The sequence below is a fragment of the Pseudomonas sp. MM213 genome (genome assembly GCF_020423045.1).
GTDB classification, from domain to species: domain Bacteria; phylum Pseudomonadota; class Gammaproteobacteria; order Pseudomonadales; family Pseudomonadaceae; genus Aquipseudomonas; species Aquipseudomonas migulae.
The window spans coordinates 11,478-34,804 of sequence record NZ_CP081943.1; the positions used below are offsets into that span (position 1 = coordinate 11,478).

The 23,327-nt window shown below is 59.3% G+C and carries 18 protein-coding genes; 13 read left to right on the top strand and 5 right to left on the bottom strand.

Annotated elements, in window-relative coordinates:
- Positions 1-216: 216 nt before the first annotated feature.
- Together K5R88_RS00055 and K5R88_RS00060 are read left to right on the top strand one after the other, a co-directional pair.
- Entirely contained in the window at positions 217-1,992 is a 1,776-nt protein-coding gene (locus tag K5R88_RS00055; protein ID WP_268945182.1) for an ABC transporter transmembrane domain-containing protein, read from the top strand.
- Positions 1,993-2,059: 67 nt separating this feature from the next.
- A complete protein-coding gene (locus K5R88_RS00060) occupies positions 2,060-3,094 on the top strand; it encodes a Fic family protein (protein WP_008037719.1) in 1,035 nt (344 codons plus the stop codon).
- Positions 3,095-3,157: 63 nt separating this feature from the next.
- Here K5R88_RS00060 and K5R88_RS00065 read toward each other — a convergent pair whose 3' ends face one another.
- Positions 3,158-5,086, bottom strand: a complete 1,929-nt coding sequence (locus tag K5R88_RS00065) for a transglycosylase SLT domain-containing protein (RefSeq protein WP_223413920.1) — start codon at positions 5,084-5,086, stop codon at positions 3,158-3,160.
- Positions 5,087-5,299: 213 nt separating this feature from the next.
- Between K5R88_RS00065 and K5R88_RS00070 the strand changes: the two genes are divergently transcribed.
- The gene (locus K5R88_RS00070) at positions 5,300-7,219 is read left to right on the top strand and encodes an ATP-binding cassette domain-containing protein (protein ID WP_008028498.1); all 1,920 of its coding nucleotides are present in this window, start codon (positions 5,300-5,302) and stop codon (positions 7,217-7,219) included.
- Between the two features lie 171 nt (positions 7,220-7,390).
- Here K5R88_RS00070 and K5R88_RS00075 read toward each other — a convergent pair whose 3' ends face one another.
- A complete protein-coding gene (locus tag K5R88_RS00075; protein ID WP_008028495.1) occupies positions 7,391-7,831 on the bottom strand; it encodes a universal stress protein in 441 nt (146 codons plus the stop codon).
- A gap of 104 nt (positions 7,832-7,935) precedes the next feature.
- Here K5R88_RS00075 and K5R88_RS00080 point away from each other — a divergent pair, with 104 nt between their 5' ends.
- From K5R88_RS00080 to K5R88_RS00110, 7 genes are all read left to right on the top strand, one after another.
- A complete protein-coding gene (locus K5R88_RS00080) occupies positions 7,936-8,373 on the top strand; it encodes a hypothetical protein (RefSeq protein WP_226298902.1) in 438 nt (145 codons plus the stop codon).
- Between the two features lie 602 nt (positions 8,374-8,975).
- Complete coding sequence (gene fadB / locus K5R88_RS00085; protein WP_207285084.1) at positions 8,976-11,123, top strand: fatty acid oxidation complex subunit alpha FadB; 2,148 nt, start codon at positions 8,976-8,978, stop codon at positions 11,121-11,123.
- 32 nt (positions 11,124-11,155) lie between these two features.
- Entirely contained in the window at positions 11,156-12,331 is a 1,176-nt protein-coding gene (gene fadA, locus K5R88_RS00090) for an acetyl-CoA C-acyltransferase FadA (RefSeq protein ID WP_008028488.1), read from the top strand.
- Between the two features lie 98 nt (positions 12,332-12,429).
- A complete protein-coding gene (locus K5R88_RS00095) occupies positions 12,430-12,666 on the top strand; it encodes a DUF1653 domain-containing protein (RefSeq protein ID WP_008028485.1) in 237 nt (78 codons plus the stop codon).
- A 114-nt stretch (positions 12,667-12,780) separates the two neighbouring features.
- Positions 12,781-15,408 (top strand): type I DNA topoisomerase, encoded by a 2,628-nt coding sequence (gene topA / locus K5R88_RS00100; RefSeq protein WP_008037710.1) that lies wholly within the window; start codon positions 12,781-12,783, stop codon positions 15,406-15,408.
- A gap of 141 nt (positions 15,409-15,549) precedes the next feature.
- Complete coding sequence (locus K5R88_RS00105; protein WP_008028481.1) at positions 15,550-16,074, top strand: DUF6586 family protein; 525 nt, start codon at positions 15,550-15,552, stop codon at positions 16,072-16,074.
- A gap of 154 nt (positions 16,075-16,228) precedes the next feature.
- Positions 16,229-16,462, top strand: a complete 234-nt coding sequence (locus tag K5R88_RS00110; RefSeq protein WP_008028479.1) for a hypothetical protein — start codon at positions 16,229-16,231, stop codon at positions 16,460-16,462.
- Between the two features lie 86 nt (positions 16,463-16,548).
- On the opposite strand, the gene sulA is transcribed toward K5R88_RS00110, so the two are convergent.
- Together sulA and lexA are read right to left on the bottom strand one after the other, a co-directional pair.
- Entirely contained in the window at positions 16,549-17,022 is a 474-nt protein-coding gene (gene sulA, locus K5R88_RS00115; RefSeq protein WP_008028477.1) for an SOS-induced cell division inhibitor SulA, read from the bottom strand.
- A 10-nt stretch (positions 17,023-17,032) separates the two neighbouring features.
- Complete coding sequence (gene lexA / locus K5R88_RS00120; protein WP_007944149.1) at positions 17,033-17,641, bottom strand: transcriptional repressor LexA; 609 nt, start codon at positions 17,639-17,641, stop codon at positions 17,033-17,035.
- Between the two features lie 229 nt (positions 17,642-17,870).
- Between lexA and K5R88_RS00125 the strand changes: the two genes are divergently transcribed.
- The 3 genes from K5R88_RS00125 (at position 17,871) to K5R88_RS00135 (ending at position 20,497) form a co-directional block, all read left to right on the top strand.
- A complete protein-coding gene (locus K5R88_RS00125; RefSeq protein WP_008037709.1) occupies positions 17,871-18,578 on the top strand; it encodes a TetR/AcrR family transcriptional regulator in 708 nt (235 codons plus the stop codon).
- Between the two features lie 158 nt (positions 18,579-18,736).
- Positions 18,737-19,747, top strand: coding sequence for a beta-N-acetylhexosaminidase (nagZ, locus tag K5R88_RS00130; RefSeq protein ID WP_008028471.1), 1,011 nt, complete (start codon positions 18,737-18,739; stop codon positions 19,745-19,747).
- A gap of 12 nt (positions 19,748-19,759) precedes the next feature.
- Positions 19,760-20,497 carry an S-methyl-5'-thioinosine phosphorylase gene (locus K5R88_RS00135; RefSeq protein ID WP_008028469.1) on the top strand — a complete coding sequence of 246 codons (738 nt, stop codon included), beginning with the start codon at positions 19,760-19,762 and terminating at the stop codon, positions 20,495-20,497.
- Between the two features lie 136 nt (positions 20,498-20,633).
- On the opposite strand, the gene K5R88_RS00140 is transcribed toward K5R88_RS00135, so the two are convergent.
- Entirely contained in the window at positions 20,634-23,324 is a 2,691-nt protein-coding gene (locus K5R88_RS00140) for a DEAD/DEAH box helicase (RefSeq protein ID WP_192226293.1), read from the bottom strand.
- Between the last annotated feature and the right edge of the window lie 3 nt (positions 23,325-23,327).

A 23,327-nucleotide genomic window follows, 5' to 3' on the forward strand; every position in this document is an offset into this window, starting at 1 on the left:
GTAGAACCGTCAGGTGACCGGGCTATGACAACTCCCTGCGATCTTTCCAGAGCGGCAGCACCAGTCCACCAGAAATACCCAGACGTTGCCACCCGGACTTTAGACCAATAGCGTCTAGGACCTAGTCATCGCGGTCATAATTAACCTGACTCATTGTGATTTACAGCGTTCAACCCCATTGAACCGTCAGGCTGGCCCTATCAATTGCGTAACTGGATGAACCCAATGCTCTCTGCCCGTCACCGCCGCGCGATTCGCCTGACCAGCCTTTTTCTCGCGCCCTATCGTTGGCAGGCCTTCGGCGCCTTGCTCGCGCTGGTCGTCACGGCCGGCATTACCTTGTCCATGGGGCAGGGGATTCGCCTGCTGGTGGACCAGGGGTTCATGACCCAGTCCCCGCACCTGCTCAACCAGACGATTGGTTTGTTTATGTTGCTGGTGATAGGCCTGGCGATTGGCACCTTCGCGCGTTTCTACCTGGTGTCGTGGATCGGTGAGCGTGTGGTCGCCGACATCCGCCGTCAGGTGTTCAATCATCTGGTTTATCTGCATCCCGGGTTTTATGAAGACAACCGCAGCTCCGAAATCCAGTCGCGGTTGACCGCCGATACCACGCTGCTGCAATCAGTGATCGGCTCATCGCTGTCCCTGTTCCTGCGCAATCTGCTGATGGTGATCGGCGGGATTGTGTTGCTGTTTATCACCAATCCGAAACTCACCAGCATCGTCGTTGTGGCTTTGCCGCTGGTGATTGCGCCGATCCTGATTTTCGGTCGCCGGGTACGCAGCCTGTCACGCCTGAGTCAGGACCGGATTGCCGATATCGGCAGTTATGTTTCCGAAACCCTGGGCCAGATCAAAACCGTGCAGGCCTACAACCACCAGACACAGGACGAACAACGTTTTGCCGTGACCGTGGAAGAGGCGTTCAACACGGCACGCAAACGGATTTTCCAGCGGGCCTGGCTGATCACCCTGGTGATCGTGCTGGTGTTGGGGGCGGTCGGCGTGATGCTCTGGGTGGGCGGCATGGACGTGATGGCCGGGCGGATTTCAGCGGGGGAACTGGCGGCGTTCGTCTTCTACAGCCTGATTGTCGGCAGTGCATTCGGCACGTTGAGTGAGGTCATTGGTGAGCTGCAGCGCGCCGCCGGTGCCGCCGAGCGGATTGCCGAACTGCTGCGCTCGGAAAACATCATCCAGCCACCGGCGACTAGCCTGGTGACGTTGCCCGAGCGGGTGACGGGCAATCTCGTTCTGCAGGACGTGCGTTTTTCCTACCCGTCGCGTCCGGAAAGCTACGCCGTCGATGGCTTGAATCTGACCATCAAGGCGGGCGAAACCCTCGCGCTTGTCGGGCCGTCCGGTGCTGGCAAATCGACGGTGTACGACCTGCTGTTGCGTTTTTACGATCCCGCCGAAGGGCGCATCCTGCTCGACGGCGTGCCGCTGACCCAACTCGATCCATTGGACTTGCGCCGCTGCTTCGCGCTGGTTTCCCAATCCCCGGCGCTGTTCTTCGGCAGCATTGAAGAGAACATCCGCTACGGTAACCCGACAGCGACGCTGGAACAGGTTCAGGAAGCGGCGAAAATCGCCTACGCCCATGACTTTATCGAGGCCATGCCCCACGGTTATCAGACTCATTTGGGGGACGCAGGCCTCGGTTTGTCCGGCGGTCAGCGCCAACGCCTGGCCATCGCCCGAGCGCTGCTGGTGGACGCGCCCATCCTGCTGCTCGACGAAGCCACCAGCGCCCTCGACGCCCAAAGCGAACACCTGATCCAGCAAGCCCTGCCCAGCCTGATGAAAAACCGCACCACCCTGGTCATCGCTCATCGTCTGGCCACGGTTAAAAACGCCGACCGGATTGCAGTGATGGACCAGGGGAAACTGGTGGCGGTGGGCACGCACCAAGAGCTGATTGCGAGCAATGCGCTGTATGCGCGGTTGGCGGCGTTGCAGTTCAACGACGGGCATGAAGCGGCATGAATGAACGCTGCTGAATACTGCCGGGTTCGGGCATTATGTCGAGCTCAGTGCGAGCATGGATGAGGATATGAGCCGTTATCAACCACCGTTGACCCTGACCACTAAGATGCTCACGTTGATTGCCGAAATCAGTGAGCGGATCGGTCAACTTTCGGCTGTGGATGATCGACGGCAGACGCCTCAACTGCGGCGGGGTAATCGGATTCGCACGATTCAGGCTTCATTGGCGATCGAGAACAATACCCTGAGCATCGAGCAGGTGACTGCTGTTTTGGCAGGGCAGCGAGTGCTGGGATTGCCTCGGGAAATCCAGGAGGTGCGTAATGCCTTCACGGCTTACGAAGCCATGCCGGATTGGCAGCCGAGTAGTCGTGTTGATCTGCTTCGGGCGCATGAGTTACTGATGGGCGGCTTGATTGACGACTGTGGGCAGTTTCGCCGAGCCGGTGTGGGCATTTACCGTGGCGAGAAATTGGTTCATATGGCACCGCCACCGAGCCGCATTACGCATTTGATGGATGATTTGCTGGCGTGGCTCGGCGATTCTGATTGGCATCCGTTGATTATCAGTTGTGTCTTCCACTATGAATTCGAGTTCATCCATCCCTTCGCCGACGGCAATGGACGTATGGGGCGTCTTTGGCAGACATTGATTCTCAGTCGGTGGCGCCCGGTGTTGGCTTATCTGCCGGTCGAAGCCGTGATTCGAGAGCAGCAGGATGCGTATTACGCGGCGTTATCGGCAGCCGACCAAATGGCCGAGTCGACGCCTTTTGTCGAGTTCATGCTGCAAGCGTTGAGCCTTGCGCTTGATGAGGCGGTTAGAACCGAGCCGGTAACCGACCAAGTAGCCGACCAAGTAACCGACCAAGTAGCGAAACTGCTTCGTGCTCTTTGCGGAAGCGCTCCTGTGAAGGTTAACGATCTGATGGCCGAGCTCGGATTGGCTCACAAGGCGACATTTCGGGCCAACTACCTCAAGCCTGCATTGGTAGAAGGCTTGATTGAGATGACTGATCCTGATTCCCCCCGTAGCCCGGTGCAACGCTACCGCTTGACCGCGCAGGGCGAGCTTGTTGCAGCACGGTGCAGATCCAGGTAGATGCGCCATAAAAAATGCCCGCATTTCTCAATGCGGGCATTTTCGTTTTCGCCTCAGACAGGCTTATTGATCATCAAAATAGCGCTCATGCCAATCCACCAACGGCTGTGGCGAGTTGAGCTTCTGGCCGTAGATCACCGAGTACGACAGCACGTTTTGCACGTACTGGCGGGTTTCGTCGAACGGGATGCTTTCCACCCAGACGTCGAAGCTCAGGTGATCCGCACCGCGCAGCCACTGACGCACGCGCCCCGGGCCGGCGTTGTAGGCGGCGGAGGCGAGGACGCGGTTGCCGTTGAACTGGCTGTGCACCTGGCTGAGGTACGCGGCGCCGAGCTGGATGTTCTTGTCCGGATCGAACACCTGCTGTGGCGAGGCCAATGGGATGCTGAACTTGCGTGCGGTTTCCTTGGCGGTACCCGGCATCAGTTGCATCAGGCCGCTGGCGCCGACGCCTGAGCGGGCGTCGGCCATGAACGCGCTTTCCTGGCGGGTAATGGCGAATACCCAGCTCGAATGCAGGCCGCGAACCTTGGCTTCACGCACGAGGGTTTCGCGGTGGGCCATCGGGAAGCGGATGTCCAGATCGTCCCAATACTGTGCCTGACTGATGGTGCGGATCGCCGGGAAATACCATTTCAGGTCGTAGGCCAGTTTGGCCTGGGCGACCATTTCGTCACGGTTGAAGTGGCGGCTGACGTGATACCACTCGCGACGCCCATCGACGATCTGCCCGCGCGCATGGAATTCCAGGGCGCGACGTACGCCCGGCGTGTTGCGAACCTTGTTGATCAGCGCCTGGCTCAATACCAGCGGCTTGTTGTTCAGCGAGTAAGGCAGCTGCGAACGGTCGGCAGCGAGGAAACCGTAGAAGTCACGTTCGCGAGCGAGGCCTTTATAAAGCGTCTGCGCCTCCGGGTTCTGCGGTTGCGCCAGTTCCAGGCTGCGGGCCTGCCAGTAACGCCAGCGGTTGGTGGTCGCCAGGTCCTGGGGCAAACGGCGGGTCAACTGATAGGCATCGTCCCAGCGGGCCAGGCGCAGCAGCAGGCGCAAGCGCCACTCGGACACGGTGTTGTCACGCAATTCCGGGTCGTACTTGGTCATCACGTCCAGCGCTCGACTGTCGAAACGGCGAGCGAGGGTCAGGCCGATTTCCCGGGCGATCGCGACTTTTTCGTCACGGGAGAAATGCATGCTGCTGGCGTAACCGTCGAGCAACGCCATGGCCTTGTCCGGGTCTTGCTTGGCCAGGCGGCGCAGGCCGAGGCTGACAATGTCGGACATCGGTTCGTCGGCCGGTGTGAAACGCGACGGCTGGTTGAGCAGTTCGGGTTTCTGCGCCACGTCCACCAACAAACGGCCGCGAGGGGCGAGGGTGGTCAGGCCGTTGACCAGGCTGTTGGCCAGCGGATAGTTGCGCGCCTGGGCGGCAAGCTTGGTGCGTTCCCAACGTTTCTGTTCGGTCAGTTGGCCTTCGGCAGCCCAGACCCCGAACAAACCGTCGCACGCCGAAGGCAGGGATTTGCCAGTCAGCCAGAGCTTGTTGGCGTTGGCGTAGCCTTCGGATTTCAGGTTGTGCCCGATCTGGTACTGCGCGTTCAGGCAGTCCAGCTCGGTGAAATTCAGCTTGGGATCGTAGTACTTGACGAAAGTCGCCCAGTCGCCGCGATCGGCCAGCCAGCGCAACCAGCGCAATTTCATCCAGTTGGCTTGCGGCAAGTCACCGTGTTCGGCGAGGAATTTTTCGATCTCGGCGTTGCTCGCCGTTTTCAGGCGTGCGGTCAGTTCGTCATAGGCCAGGTACGGCTCCAGCGGGTAGTCGCTGAGCGCCTTGCTATAACGGAAGTACGGGCCGGTATCACCCTTGGCCAGGGCGCGCTTGGCTTCATCGTAATACTGGCGTTGGGTGGACAGGTCCACCGCCTGGGCAGTTTGAACGGCAGCGGCAGAGAGAAGAAAACAGGATAAAAGACTGAAAAGGCGACTGCGCATGAGACGTCCGGGCAGAGAAATCATGACAAGTGCGAGGCATGCCCGCACTGAATAATCTGTAGCTTAGCCTTTTGCCAGCAACCGGCGAAAGCTTTGCGGGCCTGTCAGCATCAGTTCGCAACATTTGTCATGCAGAGTGCCCCGAAGGTGAAATTGCCGGCCTTCTGAAGCCTCAAGTCAGGTAGAATGCGCGCCCGGTTTTTGGAGAAGCTCATGACCCTGCTCAAATTCAGCGATGTGTCCCTTGCTTTCGGCGCTATGCCGTTGTTGGACAAGGTGTCCTGGCAGATCGCCCGTGGTGAGCGGGTGTGCATCATCGGCCGCAACGGCACTGGCAAGTCCAGCATGATGAAGCTCGTCAAGGGCGACCAGAAGCCTGACGACGGCTCCGTGTGGCGCGCACCCGGCCTCAAGATTGGCGAATTGCCGCAAGAATTGCCGGTAGCCGACGAGCGGACCGTGTTCGACGTAGTGGCTGAAGGCCTGGACGGTGTCGGTGCGCTGCTTGCCGAATATCACCACCTGAGCCAGAACATCGTCACCGACGCCGACCTGGACAAGCTGATGCACGTCCAGCACGACCTCGAAGCCCGCGACGGCTGGCGTTTGCAAACCCTGGTCGACAGCACCCTCAGCCGCCTGCAACTGCCGGCCGACAAGACCCTCGCCGAATTGTCCGGTGGCTGGCGTCGTCGCGTCCTGCTGGCGCAGGCGCTGGTGTCCGAGCCCGATCTGCTGCTGCTCGACGAACCAACAAACCACCTGGACATCGGTGCGATTGCCTGGCTCGAAGAAGCGCTGAAGGATTTCCAGGGCGCCGTGCTGTTCATCACGCACGACCGTTCCTTCCTGCAAAACCTCGCGACCCGCATTCTTGAACTGGATCGCGGTGGCCTGATCGACTGGAATGGCGACTACGCCAGTTTCCTGGTGCACAAAGAAGCCGAACTGGCCGCCGAGGCCACCGCCAACGCGCTGTTCGACAAGAAACTGGCCCAGGAAGAAGTCTGGATCCGCCAGGGCATCAAGGCCCGTCGCACCCGTAACGAAGGCCGCGTCCGTGCACTGAAAGCATTGCGCGTTGAACGTAGCGAGCGTCGTGAGCGCACCGGCAAGGCCAACATTCAGCTGGATACCGCTGACAAGTCCGGCAAGCAGGTGATGGTCCTCGAGAACGTGAGTTTCGCTCACCCGGGCGGTCCGTTCCTGATCAAGGATTTCTCGATGGTCCTGACGCGCGGCGACCGTATCGGTCTGCTTGGCGCCAACGGTACCGGCAAGACCACGCTGTTGAAGCTGATGCTCAGCGGTCTGCAACCGACCAGCGGCAAAGTGGAAGAGGGCACGCGCATCGACGTGGCGTACTTCGACCAGTTGCGCCACCAACTGGACCTGGAAAAGACCGTGATCGACAACGTGGCCGAAGGTCGCGACTTCATCGACATTGATGGTCAGAGCCGTCACGTGCTGAGTTACCTCGGCGACTTCCTGTTCAGCCCGCAGCGTGCCCGCACGCCGGTCAAGGCGCTGTCAGGTGGTGAGCGTGCGCGTCTGTTGCTGGCGAAACTGTTCAGCAAGCCGGCCAACCTGCTGGTCCTCGACGAACCGACCAACGACCTCGACGTGGAAACACTCGAACTGCTGGAAGAGGTCCTGCTGACCTTCAACGGCACCGTGCTGATGGTCAGCCACGACCGGGCATTCCTCGACAACGTGGTCACCAGCACACTGGTCTTCGAAGGTGAAGGCAAGGTTCGCGAATACGTCGGTGGTTATCAGGACTGGCTGCGTCAGGGCGGTTCGCCGCGCCTGCTGGGCGTGACCGAGAGCAAGTCCGGCAAGGCCGACCTGACGTCGGCGGTCGTGACGGCTGAGCCTGCACCGGTTGCGGCGGCGGTCGAAGCGCCGGTGGCGAAGAAGAAACTCAGCTACAAGTTGCAGCGTGAGCTGGAAATGTTGCCGAGCCAGATCGAAGCCATGGAGCAGCAGATCGCCGTCGTTGAGGCCCAGATGGCCGATGCTGGCTTCTATCAGCGTCCTGCTGCCGAGACGGCCGCGGTGATCGCTCAGTTGGAGCAGTTGCAGGCTGAGCTCGACGTGATGGTCGAGCGTTGGGCCGAGCTGGATGCCTGATTGATCCTGCAATAAAAAAGCCCGGCGCTCAGTGATGAACGCCGGGCTTTTCGTATGCAACACAATCTACTGTAGGAGCCGGCTTGCTGGCGATCGCGGTTTGTCAGCTGGCATTGATGTCGACTGATGCACCGTGATCGCCAGCAAGCCGGCTCCTACAAGGATCGGTTATCAGCTTTTGTTTTGCAGGCGCACGGCAAGTACGTCGCAAGGTGCGCCGTGCAGTACGTCATTGGCGGTGGAGCCCAGCAGCAATGCCAGGCCATGCCGGCCATGGCTGCCCACCACGATCAGGTCGCAGGTCTGCTCTTTGGCCAGGTGATGAATCTCCTGGCGTGGCTGGCCGTAGGTCAGGTGGCTGTACTCTTTGGACAGTTCCGGGTACTTCACGATCAGCCGGTCAAGACGTTCCTTGGCCTGATCGAACTGTTGCTGCTGCAACTGGGAAAGGTCCATCGGCACGTCGCCGCCAAAGGCCATGGCCATCGGCTCGACAATGTGCACCAGGGACAGTTTCGCGCCGTTGCTCACCGACAGTTCGCGAGCTCGGTGGATGACAGGGTCGCACTCTTCGGTCAGGTCTACAGCGACCAGAATGTGGTTGTAGGGCATGAGGTGCTCCTCCTGAGGATTGCAATATTGGTAAGTATGGCTGGTTTCAAGCGCAGTGTTTTCAAAGTGACTCAAAGCGCTCATCAAGAATCGGGAGTACAGATATGACGGTCTGGATAGTGGTGTCAATCCTGTTGGTGGTTCTCAGTCCGCTGGCGTGGTTGCGTCCGTCCCGTGGGCAGAGCGGCCGCATGGCCCTGCGCATGGAGGCGCGACGCATCGGGCTGGCCATGCAGCTGGCGCCTCAGGAGTGGCCGCACTGGCTGAGCCAGGAACCGCCGAGCCCTTGCGCGCAGTACCATCGACCGCGTCGCGGCAGTCAGCCTGCTTGCTGGAGTTACTGGCAAAAGTCGCCGGGCGTTTGGGTGAATCAATGGCAGGAGGTCTGCGAGGATCCGGCGTTGTTGATTCATTTCGAAAAGTTGCCGGCCAACGTCTACAAGGTCGAAGCGGACAAGCAGATGATCACGTTGTACTGGGGCGAGAAGGGCGAAGCGACAGTTTTGCAACAAATCGATGCAACCCTCAAAGCATTAGCCTGACTCTCGATCCCCTGTAGGAGCGAGCGGTGCGGCGATCCGACTTGCCCGCGAAGGCGTCCAGCCTGACACACCGCTTTCGCGGGCAAGCCTCGCTCCTACGATTGTCCAGGCAATAAAAAGCCCGACATTCAACATCGGGCTGGAGTTGGCCAGGCAGGCCGGTAATTCGCTGTGCGCTGATCTTACGCCGGGCATTCGCCGACGCGTTCATATTTTTTCCTCAACCTCCCGCCCAGCGTAGCCCGTTAAACAAAGGCTGCCGTGAATTAGGGCGACTTTTCTAACTATTGATTCTATGAATGGCCTCACATGCAGCCGGGTGTTGCAGGTCTTCGTGTTACGGAAATGACCGGAAAGTCGCGTTTCAACCCGTGTTTTGGGCGATTGACAATTGTCGGAAATTCCGTGAAGGTGACGTACCCAAATCAAACGGGCGTATGAATTGAGCGTTTGTATTTCAGATCGCTCCTACAGAATCCCGACTATCGCGTTGGCGGGTGTGCCGGGTGGATTGGCGTAGCATCGACGATAAACGTCACTGCCAAGCCATTCGCCTGCTTCCGACGTGTACTGTTCAGCTTCCATATCGTGGAGATCAGTTGATGATTTACGAAGGTAAAGCCATCACGGTTAAGGCTCTTGAAAGTGGCATCGTCGAATTGAAATTCGACCTCAAGGGTGAGTCCGTCAACAAGTTCAACCGTCTAACCCTGAACGAACTGCGTCAGGCCGTAGACACCATCAAGGCAGATGCTTCGATCAAGGGTGTGATCGTCAGCAGCGGCAAGGACGTGTTCATCGTCGGCGCCGACATCACCGAATTTGTCGAGAACTTCAAGCTGCCTGATGCAGAGCTTGTCGCTGGCAACCTCGAAGCCAACAAGATTTTCAGCGATTTCGAAGACCTCAACGTCCCGACTGTCGCCGCGATCAACGGCATCGCCCTGGGTGGCGGTCTGGAAATGTGCCTGGCGGCGGACTACCGCGTCATGTCCGTCACGGCCAAGATCGGTCTGCCGGAAGTCAAGCTGGGCATCTACCCGGGTTTCGGCGGCACTGTACGCCTGCCGCGCCTGATCGGTGCCGACAACGCCATCGAGTGGATTGCCGCCGGTAAGGAAAACCGTGCTGAAGACGCGCTGAAAGTCGGCGCAGTCGATGCAGTGGTTGCACCTGAGAAACTGCAGGAAGCCGCTCTGGAACTGATCAAGCGCGCCATCTCCGGCGAGTTCGACTACAAGGCCAAGCGTCAACCGAAGCTTGAGAAACTCAAGCTGAACGCCATCGAACAAATGATGGCTTTCGAAACCGCCAAAGGTTTCGTGGCAGGCCAGGCTGGCCCGAACTACCCGGCACCGGTCGAAGCGATCAAGACCATCCAGAAAGCTGCGAACTTCGGTCGCGACAAAGCGCTGGAAGTCGAAGCCGCCGGTTTCGTCAAACTGGCCAAGACCTCTGCCGCGCAGAGCTTGATCGGTCTGTTCCTGAACGACCAGGAACTGAAGAAAAAGGCCAAGGCCTACGACGAAATCGCCAAAGACGTGAAGCAGGCTGCCGTATTGGGCGCTGGCATCATGGGTGGCGGTATCGCTTATCAGTCGGCCTCCAAAGGCACGCCGATCCTGATGAAAGACATCAACGAGCACGGCATCGAGCAAGGCCTGGCTGAAGCCGCCAAGCTGCTGGTCGGTCGCGTTGATAAAGGTCGCATGACCGCGGCGAAAATGGCCGAAGTGCTCAACGGCATTCGTCCGACCCTGTCCTACGGCGACTTCGGTCACGTTGACCTGGTGGTTGAAGCGGTCGTCGAGAACCCTAAGGTCAAGCAGGCTGTGCTGGCTGAAGTGGAAGACAAGGTCAAAGAGGACACCATCCTCGCGTCCAACACCTCGACCATTTCCATCACCTTGCTGGCCAAAGCCCTCAAGCGTCCGGAAAACTTCGTCGGCATGCACTTCTTCAACCCGGTGCACATGATGCCGCTGGTTGAAGTGATTCGTGGCGAGAAGTCCAGCGAGCTGGCCGTTGCCACTACCGTTGCCTACGCCAAGAAAATGGGCAAGAACCCGATCGTCGTCAACGACTGCCCGGGCTTCCTGGTCAATCGCGTCCTGTTCCCGTACTTCGGCGGTTTCGCCAAGCTGGTCAGCGCCGGTGTGGACTTCGTCCGTATCGACAAGGTCATGGAAAAATTCGGCTGGCCGATGGGCCCGGCGTACCTGATGGACGTGGTCGGCATCGACACCGGCCACCACGGTCGCGACGTTATGGCTGAAGGCTTCCCGGACCGCATGAAAGACGACCGCCGTTCGGCTGTTGACGTGCTCTACGAAGCCAAGCGCCTGGGCCAGAAGAATGGCAAGGGCTTCTACGCCTACGAGACCGACAAGAAGGGCAAGCAGAAGAAAGTTGCCGACCCGTCGGTGCTGGAAGTGCTCAAGCCAATCGTCTTTGAACAGCGCGAAGTGACTGACGAAGACATCATCAACTGGATGATGATCCCGCTGTGCCTGGAAACCGTGCGTTGCCTGGAAGACGGCATCGTCGAAACCGCTGCCGAAGCCGACATGGGTCTGGTCTACGGTATTGGTTTCCCTCCATTCCGTGGCGGTGCGCTGCGCTACATCGATTCGATCGGTGTTGCCGAGTTCGTTGCCCTGGCTGACCAGTACGCTGATTTGGGCGCGCTGTACCACCCGACCGCAAAACTGCGTGAAATGGCCAAAACCGGCCAACGGTTCTTCGGTTAAGCGTCCCAACTTTTGAGCGAGAGTGAAATTTTATGAGCTTGAATCCAAGAGACGTCGTGATTGTCGACTTCGGTCGTACTCCGATGGGCCGCTCCAAGGGCGGCATGCACCGCAACACCCGTGCTGAAGATATGTCGGCACACCTGATCAGCAAATTGCTGGAACGCAACGTCAAGGTCGACCCGAACGAAGTCGAAGACGTGATCTGGGGCTGTGTGAACCAGACCCTGGAGCAGGGCTGGAACATCGCTCGCATGGCGTCGCTGATGACTCAGATCCCGCACACCGCTGCCGGCCAGACCGTCAGCCGCCTGTGCGGCTCGTCGATGAGCGCTCTGCACACTGCTGCGCAAGCGATCATGACCGGCAACGGTGACGTATTCGTCGTCGGCGGCGTCGAGCATATGGGTCACGTGAGCATGATGCACGGTGTCGATCCGAACCCGCACATGTCGCTGTACGCGGCGAAAGCCTCGGGCATGATGGGCCTGACCGCTGAAATGCTGGGCAAAATGCACGGCATCACTCGCGAACAGCAGGACGCTTTCGGCGTGCGCTCCCACCAGCTCGCCCACAAGGCGACTGTGGAAGGCAAGTTCAAAGACGAAATCATCCCGATGCAGGGCTACGACGAGAACGGTTTCCTGAAACTGTTCGACTACGACGAAACCATTCGTCCGGAAACTACCCTGGAAAGCCTGGCGGCGTTGAAGCCAGCGTTTAACCCGAAGGGTGGCACCGTGACAGCCGGTACTTCGTCGCAAATCACCGATGGTGCTTCGTGCATGATCGTGATGTCGGCGCAGCGTGCACAGGACCTGGGTATCCAGCCTCTGGCGGTGATTCGTTCGATGGCAGTGGCAGGTGTGGATCCGGCAATCATGGGCTATGGTCCAGTACCGGCAACACAGAAAGCACTGAAGCGCGCGGGCCTTGGCATCAACGATATCGACTTCTTCGAGCTCAACGAAGCTTTCGCCGCACAGGCCCTGCCAGTGCTGAAAGATCTGAAAGTGCTCGACAAGATGAACGAGAAGGTTAACCTGCACGGCGGCGCGATCGCCCTGGGTCACCCGTTCGGTTGCTCCGGTGCGCGTATCTCCGGCACTTTGCTGAACGTGATGAAGCAAAATGGCGGCACCTTCGGGGTAGCCACCATGTGCATTGGTCTCGGCCAAGGCATCTCCACCGTCTTCGAACGCGTTTAAGCGTTCCGTTGACGGAAGCCGGGGCCAAGTGCCCCGGTTTTTGTTTTTCCGGATTTATTTTGTTTTTATTTTGAAAAAATTTGAGTGAGGGCCAAACCATGCCGATACAACCTGGGCTCTACCAACATTACAAAGGTCCGCAGTACCGCGTATTCAGTATTGCGCGGCATTCGGAAACGGAAGAAGAAGTGGTCTTCTACCAAGCCCTGTATGGCGATTACGGCTTTTGGGTGCGCCCCTTGAGCATGTTCCTGGAGTCGGTCGAGGTTGACGGTGAACAGGTGCCACGCTTTGCTTTGGTGCAAGCCGAACCGAGCCTTTTTACCAAGCCATAAGCTGAGAGCGCGCAGAACCCTGCGCTTGACCTCACCTTGTAGCCACTATATATAGCGGTGCCGCGTCAGGCGCCAACCGCCTTTCACTTCTAGAATTCAGGAATTTTCTGATCCATGGGCAAATCGCTGGTCATTGTGGAATCCCCGGCTAAGGCCAAGACCATCAACAAGTATCTGGGTAACCAATACGTGGTGAAGTCGAGTATCGGCCATATCCGAGACCTGCCCACCAGCGGTTCGGCTAGCGCCAGCAAAGAGCCAGCCGCCAAGCGCGGCAAAGCCGCTGCGGGTGAAGGTCCGGTGCTCTCGCCTAAAGAGAAAGCGCGCAAGCAGCTGGTCTCGCGCATGGGTGTCGATCCCGATCATGGCTGGAAAGCCAAGTACGAGATCCTCCCGGGCAAGGAAAAGGTTATCGAAGAGCTGCGCCGGCTCGCCAAGGATGCTGACACCATCTATCTCGCAACCGACTTGGATCGCGAGGGGGAAGCCATTGCCTGGCACCTGCGCGAAGCCATCGGTGGTGACGACAGCCGCTACAAGCGCGTGGTGTTCAACGAAATCACCAAGAAAGCGATTCAGGAAGCCTTCTCCAAACCAGGCGAGCTGGACATCGACCGTGTCAACGCCCAGCAGGCGCGTCGTTTCCTCGACCGCGTGGTGGGTTACATGGTTTCGCCGCTGCTGTGGGCCAAGATCGCCCGTGGCCTGTCCGCCGGTCGCGTGCAATCGGTTGCCGTGAAGCTGGTGGTGGAGCGTGAGCGTGAAATCCGCGCGTTCATCCCGGAAGAGTACTGGGAAGTCCACGCTGACCTCGGCACTGCCAAGGGCGCTACCGTGCGTTTCGACGTCGCTCGCGAGAAGGGCGAAGCGTTCAAGCCGCTGAACGAAGCCCAGGCCATGGCTGCGCTGGAGAAGCTCAAGGCTTCCAGCTACAGCATCGTCAAGCGCGAAGACAAACCGACCAGCAGCAAGCCGTCGGCACCGTTCATCACGTCCACCCTGCAGCAGGCCGCGAGCAACCGCCTGGGCTTCGGCGTGAAGAAAACCATGATGATGGCCCAGCGCTTGTACGAAGCCGGCTACATCACTTATATGCGTACCGACTCCACCAACCTCTCGGCCGATGCCGTGACGATGGCGCGTACGTATATTGAAGGTGAATTCGGCAAGAAGTACCTGCCGGAAACCCCGAACGTCTACAGCAGCAAAGAAGGCGCACAAGAGGCTCACGAAGCGATTCGTCCGTCTGACGCCAACACCGAGCCAAGCAAGCTGTCGGGCATGGAGCGTGATGCAGAGCGGCTTTACGAGCTGATCTGGCGCCAGTTCCTCGCCTGCCAGATGCTGCCGGCGCAATACCTGTCGACCACGGTCACTGTCGGTGCCGGCGATTTCGAGCTGCGCGCCAAGGGCCGTATCCTCAAGTTCGACGGTTACACCCGCGTCATGCCGCAAATCGCCAAGCCTGGCGATGACGACGTGCTGCCGGACATGGCCCAGGGCGACGCGATGAAGCTGATCAAGCTTGATCCGACCCAGCACTTCACCAAGCCGCCGGCGCGTTACTCGGAAGCGAGCCTGGTTAAAGAAATGGAAAAACGCGGTATCGGTCGTCCTTCGACCTACGCGGCGATCATTTCGACCATCCAGGACCGTGGTTATGTAGCGCTGCACAACCGTCGTTTCTACTCGGAAAAGATGGGTGACATCGTCACCGAGCGCCTGTCCGAGAGCTTCTCCAATCTCATGGACTACGGCTTCACCGCCGGCATGGAAGAGAATCTCGATGACGTGGCCCAGGGCGAGCGCGACTGGAAAAACGTGCTGGACGAGTTCTACGGCGACTTCAAGAAGAAGCTCGAAGTGGCCGAAAGCCCGGAAAGCGGCATGCGTGCCAACCAGCCGGTGATGACCGACATTCCGTGCCTGACCTGTGGCCGTCCGATGCAGATCCGTACCGCATCGACCGGCGTTTTCCTCGGTTGCTCGGGTTACAGCCTGCCGCCGAAAGAGCGCTGCAAGGCCACCGTCAACCTGGTGCCGGGTGATGAAATCGCCGCGGACGACGAAGGTGAATCGGAATCGCTGGTGCTGCGTGGCAAGCATCGTTGCCCGATCTGCAGCACGGCGATGGACGCTTACCTGCTCGACGAGAAGCGCAAGCTGCACATCTGCGGCAACAACCCGGATTGCGACGGCTACGAAATCGAAGAGGGCACCTATCGCATCAAGGGCTACGAAGGTCCGAGCCTGGAATGCGACAAGTGTGGCAGCGAGATGCAGCTCAAGACTGGCCGTTTCGGCAAGTTCTTCGGTTGCACCAACGCAACGTGCAAGAACACCCGCAAACTGCTGAAAAGCGGTGATGCGGCGCCGCCGAAGATGGATCCGGTGAAGATGCCTGAGCTGAAATGCGAAAAGGTCAACGACACCTACATCCTGCGCGACGGTGCTTCTGGCCTGTTCCTGGCCGCCAGCCAGTTCCCGAAAAACCGCGAGACCCGTGCACCGCTGGTCATGGAAATCATCCCGCACAAGGATGAGATCGATCCGAAGTACCACTTCCTCTGTGAAGCGCCGAAAAAGGACCCGGACGGTCTCCCTGCCGTGATCCGTTACAGTCGCAAGACCAAAGAGCAGTACGTGCAGACGGAAGTCGACGGTAAGCCGACTGGCTGGAAAGCGTATTACGACGGTGGCAAGTGGACAGTTGAAGACAAGCGCCCGGCAGCCAAAGCTTAAACGGCGCTGTACATAAAAGGCCGCATGACAACCCTCGGGTTTTCATGCGGCCTTTTTGTTTGGGGCTTGCGGTGTGCTTGGGTGATCCACGACACTGTCTGACCTGCGTGAAGCAATTATTTCGTTGTGGAGGCTGCCGTCATGGCCCACGAACTCTATACCCGTACCAATCAGAAGATTTATTTCGCCGGCCTGTCGCTGGAAGCGCTTGCCAAGGCAGAAGAGGGGCGGGCGATGAACTCCCTGGCGCTGATTCAGGCCGGGCGCGAATCGGCGTTGTTTCACTTGTACGGTGCGTTGCTGGGGCTGTGCCATGAAATTGCCGGTTTCTATCGCTTGCCTCAGGCCAATGCGCCTCGGGCAGAGATGTTGCTGACTCGGGAAGTACTGGAAGCCATTGCCATTCCCGAAATGGCCGAGATGGTCGAGTTGGCGCAAAACCCGGAAACCTGGTTGGCCAAGCTGCTGTCGGCTCATGCTGCGTTGTTCCAGCCGCCGCGTGCACCGCACAAACCCAAGGGCGACGTGACGCAGCCGCTGATCCTGGCCGTTAATCTGGATGAAGAAGATTCGCCGGAAGAGCTGAGCCGGGAGGAGTTGGAGAGCTGGCGTCAGAACCTGAAAGGCCTGGCGATTCGTTTTCGCGAAGGGTTGAACGAGTGCTGAAGGGTTGAGTGTTTAACGGAGGGGCCGACGGGCTGTCCGTTTCAGGGATGAGTGCTGTGAGAAATGTCTCTTCGTAATGGCATCTGGTCAAGATCCTGAGCGAAGCCTGTCCGATGCCTATATAATCGCCGCCTTTCGTGGAGAACAGACCTTTATGCCAACGTCCTTTCTAGAAATTGTCGAGTTACCAGACGGCCGAATCGAGCTGCGCAGGGCCGAGGACGAGGGTTCTCTGGTTACTTTGGATTTCTCTGAGGATGCCAAAGCGTTCCTGCAGGGCCAACACGTGGAAGTCGCCAAGGCGATGTTGAGCGTCGGCGTTCAGATGGCTGGCCGCTTGGTTGAAGGTGATTTCAATACGGATGAGAGCTCACGGGTCCTTCATTGATCCCGTTCGTCGCTTTTTCCTGATACCGCTACAGACCGGCTTCTCTATCCTTGGAGAAGCCCCGCGCAGTTCAGTGCGTGCTTCGTTTAACCCAGTCGAATGTTCAGACTTTGTGCGTCCCCGGTCCGGGCGGCGCTGATCAACTGTTGTCGTGAAGTGGTGCTCAGTGGATTGAGCCAGCTGACGACCGTGTGGCTGCGACCCAGACGCAACGCTTCGCAGGTCAGCTGTTGTGCACTCTGGGTGCCGCGCGGTTGCAGCAACAGAATGCGTTCACGATTCAGGCCGGCGTCTCGAAGCCAGGTTTGTGTCAGGCTGGCCGGCGGGGCGATCAATGTCAGCCAGCGCGCGTCCTGATCCTCGCTCAGTTCCCTGAGGATCGGTGCCAGAAGGCTCAGGCAGTTCCCGGCCGCACCACGCAATGACAGCTCACTGAAAACTTCAGGTTCGGCGCTCCAGGGCGACTCGACCACATCCTTCAGAATCGGTGCCATCGGCTGCACCATGAACGCCTCGAACAACGGCAGTTGGGCTTGCTGTGATGTGTGTGGGAACTGCATAAAGCCTCCTTTAGCGGCGAATGACGCCGACACTCAAGCCTTCGATCACCAGTTCCTGATCTTTCAGGTTCACTTCGATGGGGGCGAATTCAGGGTTTTCTGCAATCAACCAGACTTTGCTGCCGTCACGCTTGAAGCGTTTGACCGTTACTTCGTCGCCGATCCGCGCCACCACGATCTGGCCGTTGCGGGCCTCACGGGTGGTATGGACAGCCAGCAGGTCGCCGTCGAAAATGCCCACGTCCTTCATGCTCATGCCATGAACGCGCAGTAAATAGTCAGCGCGAGGATGGAAAAAGGCTGGGTTGATGTTGCAGGATTCTTCGATGTGCTGCTGGGCAAGGATCGGTGCACCGGCAGCCACTCGGCCAATGATGGGCAGGGTGGATTCGTCGGCCTTGGCTTCGAAACCAGGGATGCGAATGCCGCGGGATGCGCCCGGCGTCATCTCGATCGCACCCTTGCGAGCCAGCGCCTTGAGGTGTTCTTCCGCTGCGTTGGGCGACTTGAAACCCAGTTCCTGAGCGATTTCCGCGCGGGTCGGCGGGTAGCCGTTGTCTTCCAGGCAGCGTTTGATGAAGGCCAGAATCTCGGCTTGGCGTGGCGTCAGCTTAAGCATATTGATCGCTCTGTCTTTTTATACAGTGACTGGGATTATATACAGTGAAAGCGACTTGGCAATGCCCCTTTTTTTACCGGCCGCCAGACGGTCGATCAGCCGGCTGATTAAAGCGTCGTCGTTGTATGGTTAAATAGCTGACCGGCCATTCCCAAAACGAACCGCCAGACTTGACAAGGCCTGGACTGAAACGTATGTTTCAAACAAGTGTTTGTCAGGCGGAGTAGCCATGGCCCAGTCGGAAACCGTTGAACGCATTCTTGATGCTGCCGAGCAGTTGTTCGCGGAAAAAGGTTTCGCAGAAACCTCGTTGCGTCTGATCACCAGCAAGGCCGGTGTCAATCTGGCGGCGGTGAACTATCACTTCGGGTCGAAGAAGGCGCTGATTCAAGCCGTCTTCTCGCGCTTTCTCGGGCCTTTCTGTCTAAGCCTTGATAAAGAGCTGGAGCGGCGTCAGGCCAAGCCCGAGAACAAGCCGACACTTGAAGAGCTGCTGGAAATTCTCGTCGAGCAAGCCCTGGTGGTACAGCCACGCAGCGGCAACGATCTCTCGATTTTCATGCGTTTGCTGGGGCTGGCGTTCAGTCAGAGCCAGGGTCACCTGCGTCGTTATCTGGAAGACATGTACGGCAAGGTATTCCGTCGCTACATGATGCTGGTCAACGAAGCCGCGCCACGCATTCCGCCGATCGAGCTGTTCTGGCGTGTGCACTTCATGTTGGGTGCTGCGGCGTTCAGCATGTCCGGTATCAAGGCCTTGCGTGCGATTGCCGAGACCGATTTCGGCGTCAACACCTCCATTGAGCAAGTGATGCGCCTGATGGTGCCGTTCCTGGCCGCCGGCATGCGCGCCGAAACCGGCGTGACCGACTCGGCCATGGCCACTGCGCAATTGCGTCCGCGCAGCAAATCGACACAGGTTGCCGCCAAGGTTTAACCGCGCACGGGTGGGCGCGGCAGCTGACATCCGCTAAGCTAGCCGCCCATGCCGACTCTCGTTCTGAACCCGCTCCCCATAGATATCGCCGACCTGCCGGGCACAGCCCACGGCGGCGAACGCGTGCGAGCCGGGTTTATCGTTATCAAGGAATCTCTATGACTGCTGGCCTGCAAGGCTCGTTGATGGTGGACGTCGCCGGTACCTGGCTGACGGCTGAAGATCGCCAATTGTTACGCCAACCGGAAGTGGGCGGCCTGATCATTTTTGCCCGCAACATCGAACACCCGCGTCAGGTGCGCGAACTGAGCGCCGCCATCCGCGCCGTTCGACCTGATCTGCTGCTGGCAGTGGATCAGGAGGGCGGTCGGGTGCAGCGCCTGCGCCAGGGCTTCGTGCGACTGCCGGCCATGCGCGCCATTGCCGACAACCCGAACGCCGAATACCTGGCCGAGCAGTGCGGCTGGATCATGGCGACCGAAGTGTTGGCCGTCGGCCTCGACCTGAGCTTTGCCCCGGTGCTGGACCTGGATTACCAGCGCAGCGCCGTGGTCGGTACCCGTTCGTTCGAAGGTGACCCGGAACGCGCCGCGCTGCTGGCGGGTGCATTTATCCGCGGCATGAACAGCGCCGGCATGGCCGCCACCGGTAAACACTTCCCCGGCCACGGCTGGGCGGAGGCCGATTCCCACGTCGCGATCCCGAATGACGAGCGCAGCCTCGACGAGATCCGCGCCAACGACCTGGTGCCGTTTGCCAAATTGAGCAAGCAACTGGCCGCCGTCATGCCGGCCCATGTCATTTATCCACAAGTCGATTCCCAGCCGGCCGGCTTCTCCCGTCGCTGGTTGCAGGACATCCTGCGCGGCGAGTTGCAGTTCGACGGCGTGATCTTCAGCGACGACCTGTCGATGGCCGGCGCTCACGTGGTCGGCGATGCTGCCAGCCGTATCGAAGCCGCGCTGAGCGCTGGTTGCGACATGGGCCTGGTGTGCAACGACCGCGCCGCTGCGGAGCTCGCGCTGAGTGCCGCCCAGCGTCTGAAGGTCAAACCGTCCGAGCGCATTGCGCGGATGCGCGGCCAGTCGTACGCCAGCACTGAATACCGTCAAGACCCGCGCTGGCTGACGGCCATTGGTGCGCTCAAAGACGCTCAACTGATTGAATAAGGGCTTTACGTTATGACGGTTTACGCGATTATCGGTGGTACCGGCCTGACTCAACTGGAAGGCCTGAGCATTCGTCAGTCACTGGCGGTGGACACCCCTTACGGCACGCCTTCGGCCGAGGTGCAGATCGGTGAGTACGCCGGCAAGGAAGTGCTGTTCCTCGCGCGTCACGGTCACCCGCACCGTTTCCCGCCGCATCAGGTGAACTACCGCGCCAACCTCTGGGCACTTAAGCAGGCCGGCGCCGAAGCGATTCTTGCGGTCAACGCAGTCGGTGGGATTCATGCCGCGATGGGCACCGGGCATTTCTGCGTGCCGCATCAACTGATCGATTACACCAGCGGTCGCGAACACACCTATTTTGCCGATGACCTGGAACAGGTCACCCACATCGACTTCAGCTATCCCTACAGCGAACCGCTGCGCGAGCAATTGATCGCGGCATTGGCGGCTGAAGGCGTTGGTTACAGCAGTCATGGCGTGTATGCCTGCACGCAGGGGCCGCGCCTGGAAACGGTGGCGGAAATTGCGCGTCTGGAGCGTGACGGTTGCGACATCGTCGGCATGACCGGCATGCCGGAAGCGGCATTGGCGCGTGAGCTGGAGCTGGATTACGCGTGCCTGGCGTTGGTGGTGAACCCGGCGGCGGGCAAGTCGACGGCTGTGATTACCATGGCCGAGATCGAGCAGGCGTTGCATGACGGAATGGGCAAGGTGAAGTCGACGCTGGCGCGGGTGTTGAAGGGCTGAGATAGCCTTTAGGCCGAGTCGCTCCCTTCGCGGGCAAGCCTCGCTCCTACAGGTTTTATGCAGATCGCAAATATTGCGATCGACTCAAAGACTGTAGGAGCGAGGCTTGCCCGCGAAGGCGATTTCAAGCCGGCAACTACTTATCGATCTTCTCCGGCAGCGGCGCAAACAACGCCTCAATATCATCACTCTGCAACTTCCAGTCCCCAGCCTTGCGCCCATCCAGCACGCCTGCCGCCAAGTCGGATTTTTCCTTCTGCAGGTGCTGAATTTTCTCTTCCACCGTGCCCCGGGCAATCATCTTGTAAACGAACACCGGTTTCTCCTGGCCGATGCGATACGCGCGGTCGGTTGCCTGGTTTTCCGTCGCCGGGTTCCACCACGGGTCGTAGTGAATCACCGTGTCCGCTTCCGTCAGGTTCAAGCCAACACCGCCTGCCTTCAAGCTGATCAGAAAGATCTGACGCTTGCCGCTCTGGAAGTCTTTCACCGGGGAGCGTCGGTCGCGAGTCTGTCCGGTCAGCAACGCATACTCCACGCCGCGCTTCTTCAGTTCGACCTCGATTAACGCCAGCATCGAAGTGAACTGCGAAAACAGCAGAATCCGTCGGCCTTCCTCGAACAACTCCTCAAGCATTTCCATCAGGCTGTCGAGCTTGCCCGAGGTGCTTCCGCGCGTCGGCAGGGCCGCGTCGTTGACCAGGCGCAAGTCGCAGCAGACCTGGCGCAGCTTCAGCAACGCCTCAAGGATGATGATCTGGCTGCGTGCCACGCCTTTGCGGGTGATTTCGTCGCGGACTTTCTTGTCCATCGCCAAGCGCATGGTTTCGTACACGTCACGCTGGGCTTCGTTGAGCTCGACCCAATGGATGATCTCAGTTTTCGGCGGCAATTCCGTAGCCACCTGCTCTTTTGTCCTGCGCAGCAGGAACGGTTTGATCCTGCCGTTGAGGTGTTGAAGTCGTACTTCGCTGGCGCGCTTTTCAATCGGCACGCGGTAATCACGGTTGAAACTCTTCACGTCGCCGAGCCAGCCGGGCAGCAGGAAGTGAAACAGCGACCACAGCTCACCCAGGTGGTTTTCCAGTGGCGTACCGCTCAGGCACAAACGTTGGCGTGCATTCAGCTCGCGTGCGGCGTGGGCGGCTTTGCTGTTGGGGTTCTTGATGTATTGCGCTTCGTCCAGCACCAACACGTGCAGTGGCTGTGCGGCCAGGCGTTCGACGTCCTTGGGCAGCAGCGCATAGGTGGTGAGGATCAGGTCGTAATCGGCCAGACTGTCGAAATGCTTTTTACGACTGGCGCCGTACAGTGCCAGCACCTTCAGTTGCGGCGTGAAGTGCGCCGCTTCGTCGAGCCAGTTGGGAATCAGGCTGGTGGGCATCACCACCATGCACGGCCGATCGAGGCGCCCGGCGTTTTTCTCACTGAGAACATGCGCCAGGGTTTGTAGGGTTTTGCCCAGGCCCATGTCATCCGCGAGAATCCCACCAACTTCCAGTTGCCGCAGCGACTGCATCCAGCTCAAGCCTTCCAGCTGATAGGGGCGCAAGGTTGCGTTCAAGCCTTCCGGTGCTGTCGCGGTGTAGTCCTTGATGTCCCTCAGACGCTGGGCAAAGCTGCGCATCTGTTCGCCACCTTCCCAGAGCAGCGGCAGGTCTTCTAGCGGATTCAGGCGCGTCGCGTCGGCCTTGCTCAGGCGCAGCGTGGTTTCGCCGGGCTCTTGCAGATAGAACTCGCCGAGGGTCGCCAGCACCGGTTTCAATCGGCCAAAGGGCAGGGCGACTTGCAGCGGCCCATGCTCGGAGTTCGGGCGATGGGGGATGTTCACCAAAATCAATTCATCGTCGCGACGTCGTGCGAGGCGTTCCGGGTTGAGGATCTCGGTGTGGGAGCGCATCAGGTTCAACAGGATGGGCAGCAGGCTTAACCGCTCACCATTGACGATGATCCCCAGTTCCAGATCAAACCAGTCGCGCTCCGGCGCCTGTTCGACGGTGGCGTACCAGTCGTCCACGGCGGTCAGGTCGAAACCGAAATCCTCGTCGATCTGCAACTCCCAACCTTGGGTGCGCAGCTTCGGCAACTCATTGAGCGTGAAGGTCAGCCAGGCACTGTCATTGACCATCTCATAGAGTTCGCCGGCACTTTCCGGCAAGGCTTTACTTTGGCGGGTGGCGATCTTGAAGCCAAGGATTCGTAACTGTTCCCTGTAGGCCTGTTCGACTTCCGGGTGGCGTTTTATCCGTAATGTCTGCGCCTCCTGACGTATCAGGATGTCGGCGTTTTTCTGCCCGCAAACGTATTCATCCAGATAGCTGAAGGACAACGCAGCGCGATGCTGGATGTAACGCTGCATCTTGCCGTTGCGCGGCTCGAAGGCGCTGAACTCAATGCTCGCCAGCCACAGGCGCGGCACCGGTTGCACGTTGTCCACCAGCACTTGCGGCGGTGCTTTCGGGCTGCGGTTTTCCAGTACGGCCTGAAGTTTTTCCAGCAATTCGGCGTCTTGAGCGGCGGCGGGGTAGGCGAGGGTTTCCTGCACCTTCAACAGCACGGCTGCGCAATGTTTGCAGTTGCTGCGGACCGGGCATGTACACGTGGCATCGACCATCAGCAGCGTGCTTTTGGCTGACTCGCGCAGGCGAATGGTCTGACGGTAAACGTTACCGCCAGAACCTTCGCACGCGGCCGTAATGGTTGCGTCGCCGACTTCCACGATCCTGACGCGGTTCTCCAGCGCATAGCGGCGGCCGCGCTCCAGGCTTTGTTCCTTGAATCGACTGACCCATGAAGGTGCCAGGGGTTTGCTCAGGGTCGCGGGCATAGG